The sequence below is a fragment of the Nocardioides sp. NPDC057767 genome, assembly GCF_042798275.1.
Taxonomy (GTDB): domain Bacteria; phylum Actinomycetota; class Actinomycetes; order Propionibacteriales; family Nocardioidaceae; genus Nocardioides.
Window position 1 is genome coordinate 81079 of record NZ_JBHVKJ010000025.1, and the last position, 6463, is coordinate 87541.

7 protein-coding genes are annotated in these 6463 nt (G+C 70.8%); 6 read left to right on the forward strand and 1 reads right to left on the reverse strand.

The features are described 5' to 3' along the window. Positions 1 to 2 precede the first annotated feature (2 nt). Complete coding sequence (locus ACFVDI_RS14740) at positions 3 to 1208, reverse strand: MFS transporter (RefSeq protein WP_378906182.1); 1206 nt, start codon at positions 1206 to 1208, stop codon at positions 3 to 5. Between the two features lie 74 nt (positions 1209 to 1282). Here ACFVDI_RS14740 and ACFVDI_RS14745 point away from each other — a divergent pair, with 74 nt between their 5' ends. From ACFVDI_RS14745 to ACFVDI_RS14770, 6 genes are all read left to right on the forward strand, one after another. Next, complete coding sequence (locus ACFVDI_RS14745) at positions 1283 to 2470, forward strand: heparan-alpha-glucosaminide N-acetyltransferase domain-containing protein (protein WP_378906184.1); 1188 nt, start codon at positions 1283 to 1285, stop codon at positions 2468 to 2470. Positions 2471 to 2562: 92 nt separating this feature from the next. Further along, positions 2563 to 3156 (forward strand): TetR family transcriptional regulator, encoded by a 594-nt coding sequence (locus ACFVDI_RS14750; RefSeq protein ID WP_378906186.1) that lies wholly within the window; start codon positions 2563 to 2565, stop codon positions 3154 to 3156. A 44-nt stretch (positions 3157 to 3200) separates the two neighbouring features. After that, positions 3201 to 3914 carry a heme ABC exporter ATP-binding protein CcmA gene (ccmA, locus tag ACFVDI_RS14755; protein WP_378906188.1) on the forward strand — a complete coding sequence of 238 codons (714 nt, stop codon included), beginning with the start codon at positions 3201 to 3203 and terminating at the stop codon, positions 3912 to 3914. Then, entirely contained in the window at positions 3911 to 4648 is a 738-nt protein-coding gene (locus ACFVDI_RS14760; RefSeq protein ID WP_378906190.1) for an ABC transporter permease, read from the forward strand. Before ccmA ends, ACFVDI_RS14760 begins: the two co-directional genes overlap by 4 nt. Positions 4649 to 4684: 36 nt before the next feature. Then, entirely contained in the window at positions 4685 to 4855 is a 171-nt protein-coding gene (locus tag ACFVDI_RS14765; RefSeq protein ID WP_378906192.1) for a DUF1720 domain-containing protein, read from the forward strand. A gap of 90 nt (positions 4856 to 4945) precedes the next feature. Beyond that, positions 4946 to 6463, forward strand: a 1518-nt coding sequence (locus tag ACFVDI_RS14770; RefSeq protein WP_378906194.1) for a molybdopterin oxidoreductase family protein, incomplete at its 3' end; no start/stop codon positions are given.

Below are 6463 nucleotides of genomic sequence, written 5' to 3' on the forward strand. Positions count from 1 at the left end.
CGTCAGTCGCGGGCGGCGAGCCAGGACCAGGTGAGCGAGGTCAGGGCGAGGACGAGGACGGCGGTGGCGACGCCCCACCAGCCGACGACGTACGCATAGCCCAGCAGCCAGCCGAAGAGGCTCGAGCCGCCGTAGTAGAAGAGGTTGTAGAGGGCGCTGGCCTGGGCCTTGCCGACCTTCGCGCGGGCGCCGACCCAGCCCGAGGCGACGCCGTGGGCGCCGAAGAAGCCGGTGGTGAGGACGAAGAGGCCGGTCAAGACCATCGCGAGGTTGTCCGGGAAGGTCATCGCGACGCCGACGATCGTGATGACGACGCAGGTCAGCATGACCTTTCGGCGCCCGTGGGTGGCGGCCAGGCGGCCCGCGACCGAGGAGGAGACGGTGCCGCCGAGGTAGGCGAAGAAGATCTGGCTGGAGATCGCCACCGGCAGCCCGAAGGGCTCCCGCTCGAGGCGGAACCCCAGATAGTTGTACGTCGCCACGAACCCGCCCATCAGCAGTGCCGCCTGCCCGTAGAGGACGAGCATGCCCGGGTCGCGGAGGTTGGCGAGCACCCCGTCGCGTACGGACGTGGCCGGCTTGCCGGTCGGGCGGACCCAGCCCTGGGCGCGGGGGATCAGGGTGATCGCGATGATCGCCGCGATCGCGGAGAGGACGCCGCCGGCGGTGACGCCCAGCCGCCAGCCGCCGAGGTCGGCGAACGGACCGGTGATGACCCGGCCGAGGAGGCCGCCGACGGTGGTGCCCGAGATGTAGATGGCCGCGGCGACGCTGACGTGACGTACGTGGATCTCCTCGGCGAGGTAGGCGACCGCGAGCGCGGGTACGCCGCCGAGTGCGAGGCCTTCGAGGCTGCGCAGGACGAGGAGCGTGCTGAAGCCGGGGGCGAGCGGGGTGAGCAGGCCGAGGACCAGGGAGATCGAGAGCGCGATCTTCATCGCCGGAGCCCGGCCGATGCGGTCGGCGACCCATGACCAGCCGAGGACGCTGACCGCCAGCCCCAGGGTCGCGGTGGAGACGGTGAGCGCGGCCGAGGCCTCGCTGACCTCGAGCGCGTGCGCGACGGTGGGGAGGATGCCCTGGGTGGAGTACATCTGCCCGAAGGTCGCGATCCCGGCGGCGAAGAGGCCGATCAGGATCCGCCGATAGCCGCTGCTGCCGGCATCGTGTCCCACCCACGAGCGGGTCAGGGCGGTATCTACGGACATCGTTCCCACGGTAAAGCAGGTCTTGTGGGTGGGTGAACCCGCGGGCTGCGTGAGATATCTCTACTCTTGGGGCGATGTCCACGCTCACCGATCGACTCTCGACGCGTCTCGTCGGTGTCGACGTGGCGCGCTGCCTGGCGCTGCTGGGGATGATGGCGACGCACGTGCTCGACCCGGTCGACGCGACCGGCGAGCTGACCAGGATCCAGGCCGTCGCCGGCGGCCGGTCCGCAGCGCTCTTCGCGGTGCTCGCCGGGGTCAGCCTGGCGCTGATGACCGGTCGTCAGAACCCGGTGCGGGGCCGGGTGCTCGCGTCGCGGTCGCTGGGGCTGGCCGCACGGGCGGTGCTGATCGCAGCGCTCGGGCTGGTGCTCGGGTCGCTCGGCACGAACATCGCGATCATCCTGACCTACTACGGCGTGCTGTTCCTGATCGCCATCCCTTTCCTCGGGCTGCGGGCTCGGTGGCTGTGGCTGCTCGGTGTGGTCTGGGTCGTCCTCGGACCACTGGTGTCGCAGGTCGTCCGGCCGATGCTGCCGCCGCGACAGTTCGACAGCCCGGAGCCGTCTCAGCTGCTCGAGCCCGGCCGACTGCTCGCCGAGCTGCTCTTCACCGGCTACTACCCGGCCGTCCCGTGGCTGGCCTACCTGCTGATCGGGATGGCCATCGGCCGCATCGACCTGCGCAACCGGCTCGTGGTTTCGATGCTCTGGTCGGGCGGCGTCATCATCTCCGTCTCGGCCACCTGGCTGTCCGGGAGGCTGACCCGGCTGCCGTCGGTGGCCGAGGTGCTGCTGCGCGAATACTCGGGGATGGACATCGACAGCGCGCTGACCTCGATGAGCCACGGCCTCTACGGGCAGACGCCGGTCGACGGCTGGCAGTGGCTGCTGGTCGTCGCGCCGCACTCGTCCACGCCGTTCGACCTGGCGCAGACGATCGGCAGCTCCATGTTCGCGATCGGCGCCTGCCAGATGATCGCGCTGCGGTTGCCGTCCCGGTGGCGCACCGGCATGGCGGTGCTGTTCGGCGCTGGCACGATGACCCTCACCCTCTACACCCTGCACGTGGTGATGAGGACCGATGCGGTCTGGCCGCCGGAGACCCCCGACACGTACGTCCTGCATGTGCTCGTCGTGCTGACGATCGGCGCCGCCGTCACCGCCTGGGGCCGCCCGGGACCGCTCGAGTGGGTCGTCGGCCGTCCCGCGGCCTGGTTGCGCCGGACGGAGCCCCGCCCCGAGCGGACGCCGTCGGGTTAGCGTGCTCTCGTGAGCGAGCGTCAGCGAGTGAACCGTCAGCGCATCAGGCGACCGCGTCCGTATTCTCGCGCTTGCGCTACGGAGGTGGTCGCATGAGCACGGCACCGCGGCGAGGGCGCAGGCCCGGTTCGCCGGACACGCGAGCGGCGATCCTGGCGGTGGCTCGGCAGCGCTTCGCGCAGCAGGGGTACGCCGCGACCTCCGTCCGCGGGATCGCGACCGCCGCCGGCGTCGACTCTGCTCTGGTGCACCACTACTTCGGCACCAAGGAGGACCTCTTCGTCGCTTCGCTGGAGCTGCGCGTCGACCCGCGAGACGTCGTGCCCGTGGTCGCCGCCGGCGGCCGCGACGGTGTGGGGGAGCGGCTGATACGCCTCCTCCTGAGCATCTGGGACGACGAGGAGTCCCGGCTCCCGCTGATGGCTCTGATGCGCAGCGCTTTCGAGCCGGAGGGCAAGGCGCTGGTGCCAGAGGCGTTCGGCCGTCTGATCCTGGCTCCGGTCAGCGAGGCGCTCGAGCTCGATGAACCGGAGCGGCGGATCACGTTGGTGGCCTCGCAGCTGGTCGGGCTGGTCGCGCTCCGTTACATCGCCCGGATCGAGCCGCTCGCCTCGGCTCCGGTGGAGACCCTGGTGGCGACGTACGCGCCGGTGGTCCAGGGCTATCTGACCGGGCCTTTGCCGTAGTCCTCTTGCACGGGGCGCCGCGTCGTGCCACATTTCATCATGTGATGAATAACGTGGTGGAGGCATCAGGTCTCCGAGTCGTACGCGGGAAGCGCGAGGTCCTCCATGGCCTCGACTTCTCCGTCCGGGCGGGTGAGGTCACCGGGCTGCTCGGACCGTCCGGGTGCGGCAAGACGACGTTGATGCGAGCCCTGGTCGGCGTGCAGGCGAGGGTCACCGGGTCGCTCACGGTCCTCGGCCGCCCGGCGGGCTCGGCGGCGCTGCGCGCGCGGATCGGCTACGTCACGCAGGAGGTCAGCGTCTACGAGGACCTCACGGTCACCGAGAACCTGAAGTTCTTCACGCGGGTGCTGGGCGCGCCGCGGTCGTCGGTCGCCGACGCCATCGAGACGGTCGACCTGGCCGACCACAAGGACCAGGTCGTACGCGATCTCTCCGGTGGTCAGCGCTCGCGGGTCGGCCTCGCCGCCGCGCTGCTCGGCTCGCCGGAGCTCCTGGTGCTCGACGAGCCGACCGTCGGGCTCGACCCGGTGCTGCGCGAGCAGCTGTGGGACACCTTCCGGGACCTGGCCGCCGCGGGTGCCGCGGTCGTGGTCTCCAGTCATGTGATGGACGAGGCCGAGCGCTGCGACCGGCTGCTGCTGATGCGCGAGGGCGCGTTCCTCGCCGACGGCAGCCCGGCGGAGATCAAGCAGAAGGCGAGCGCCGACGACATCGAGCAGGCCTTCCTGGCCCTGGTGAGGGGAGCGGTGCGATGAGCCTTCGACGGACGCTCGCGGTGACCGGGCGGGTGCTCGCCCAGATCCGGCGCGACCACCGGACGCTGGTGATGCTGGTAATCCTGCCGACGTTGCTGATGGCGCTGCTGTGGTGGATGTACGAGGAGTCGCCCGCGCCGATCTTCGACCGGATCGGTCCGGCCCTGCTGGCGATCTTCCCGTTCATCGTGATGTTCCTGGTGACCTCGGTGACCACGCTGCGCGAACGCTCCTCCGGGACGCTCGAGCGGCTGCTCGCGATGCCGCTGGGCAAGGGCGACTTCCTGCTCGGCTACGCGCTCGCGTTCGGGCTGTTGGCCGCCGTGCAGTCGGCCGTTGCCGTCGCGGTCAGCGTGGGTCTCCTCGGGCTGGAGATCACCGGCTCGGTCGCCCTCCTCGTGGTCGTCGCGATCGTCGACGCCGTCCTCGGCACCGCGCTCGGACTGTTCGTCTCGGCCTTCGCCACGACCGAGTTCCAGGCGGTGCAGTTCATGCCGGCGATCGTGGTCCCGCAGATCCTGCTGTGCGGGCTGCTGGTGCCGCGCGACTCGCTGCCGACGGTCCTCGAAGCCATCTCCGACGTGCTCCCGCTCTCCTACGCCGTCGACGCGATGACCCATCTGGTCACCTCTGCCGAGACCGGCGACGTCTGGACCGACCTGGCCGTCGTCGGTGGCTTCGTCGTGGCCGGCCTCGCTCTCGGCTCGGCGACGCTGCGGCGGCGTACTCCCTGATCGCCGAGACGTCGCCCGCGTCGGCCGAGACGTCGCTTGCGTCGGTCGAAATGGCAGCGGCTGACGCCTCGCCCGACGGGACTGACGCCTCGCCCGACGGGACTGACGCCTCGCCCGACGGGACTGACGCCTCGCCCGACGGGACTGACGCCTCGCCCGACGGGGGCGACTTCTCGGCGGGATTGTGAGGTGGTGAGGGGAAGTTGACGGAAGGGGTACCGAGAGCCGATCGGCGCGAAACGTTGACACCGGAATGTAGAGGTCGCCCACCCCCGACCCGAAACGGTGTGAGTACGCGTGACCGACACCCACTGTCCTTACTGCAGTCTGCAGTGCGGGATGACCCTTGTCCGCAAGGGTCCCCGGCTGGAGGTCAGTGAGCGCTCGTTCCCGGTGAACGAGGGAGCCCTGTGCCGCAAGGGGTGGACGGCGGCGGGACTGCGCGGCAGCCGTGAGCGGCTGACGACGCCGATGGTGCGCGACCGGGCGACCGGGGAGTGGAGCGCCGCGACGTGGGACGAGGCCCTCGACCTGATCGCCTCGAAGCTCTCCGACCTGCGCGACGCCCACGGTGCCGACGCGAACGCCGTCTTCGGCGGCGGCGGGCTGACCAACGAGAAGGCCTACCAGCTCGGGAAGTTCGCCCGGATCGCCCTCGGCACCTCCCAGATCGACTACAACGGCCGCTGGTGCATGAGCTCCGCCGCCTCGGCCGGCAACCAGGCGTTCGGCGTCGACCGCGGGCTGCCGTTCCCGCTGGCCGACATCGAGCAGACCGACGTCTGCGTGCTGGTCGGCTCCAACCTGGCCGAGACGATGCCGCCGGCGGCCCGCCACCTCGACCGGCTGCGCGAGAACGGCGGCAAGGTCGTCGTCATCGACCCGCGGCTGACCCCGACCGGTGAGCGTGCCGACCTCTTCCTCCAGCCGGTCCCCGGCACGGACCTGCCCCTTGCGCTCGGTGTCCTGCACCTGCTCGACGCGGCCGGCGCGGTCGACGAGGACTACATCGCCGAGCGGACCACAGGCTTCGAGGACGTACGCCGCTCCGTGGCCGCCTGGTGGCCGGAGATGGTCGAGCGGGTCAGCGGGGTCGAGGCCGCGCAGCTTCGCGAGCTCGCCTCCCTGCTGGCGAACGCGGAGAAGGTGACGGTCCTGACCGCCCGTGGCGCCGAGCAGCACGCCCAGGGCACCGCGACCGTCCTGGCCTGGCTCAACGTCGCGCTCGCCCTCGGCATGCCCGGCAAGACGTACGCCGGCTACGGCTGCCTCACCGGACAGGGCAACGGCCAGGGTGGCCGTGAGCACGGCCAGAAGGCCGACCAGCTTCCCGGCTACCGGATGATCGACGACCCCGCGGCCCGCGCGCACGTCGCCGCGGTCTGGGGCGTCGACCCGGAGACCATCCCCGGCAAGGGCCGCTCCGCCTACGAGCTGCTGGACGCGCTCGGCACCCCCGAGGGCCCCAAGAGCCTGCTCGTCTTCGGCTCCAACATCGTCGTCTCCGCCCCCAACGCCACCCACATCACCTCGCGCCTGACCTCCCTCGACCTGCTCGTGGTCGCCGACATGGTGATGAGCGAGACCGCCGCCCTCGCCGACGTGGTGCTGCCGGTGACCCAGTGGGCCGAGGAGACCGGCACCATGACCAACCTCGAGGGCCGGGTCATCCTGCGCAACCAGGCGATCACTCCGCCCGAGGGCGTACGTTCAGACCTCGACGTGATCGCGGGTCTGGCGGCTCGTCTCGGGGTAGTCCAGGGAGTTTCCGTCGGTTACTCGCCAGTAGACCGACGGAAACTCCCTGGACTACCC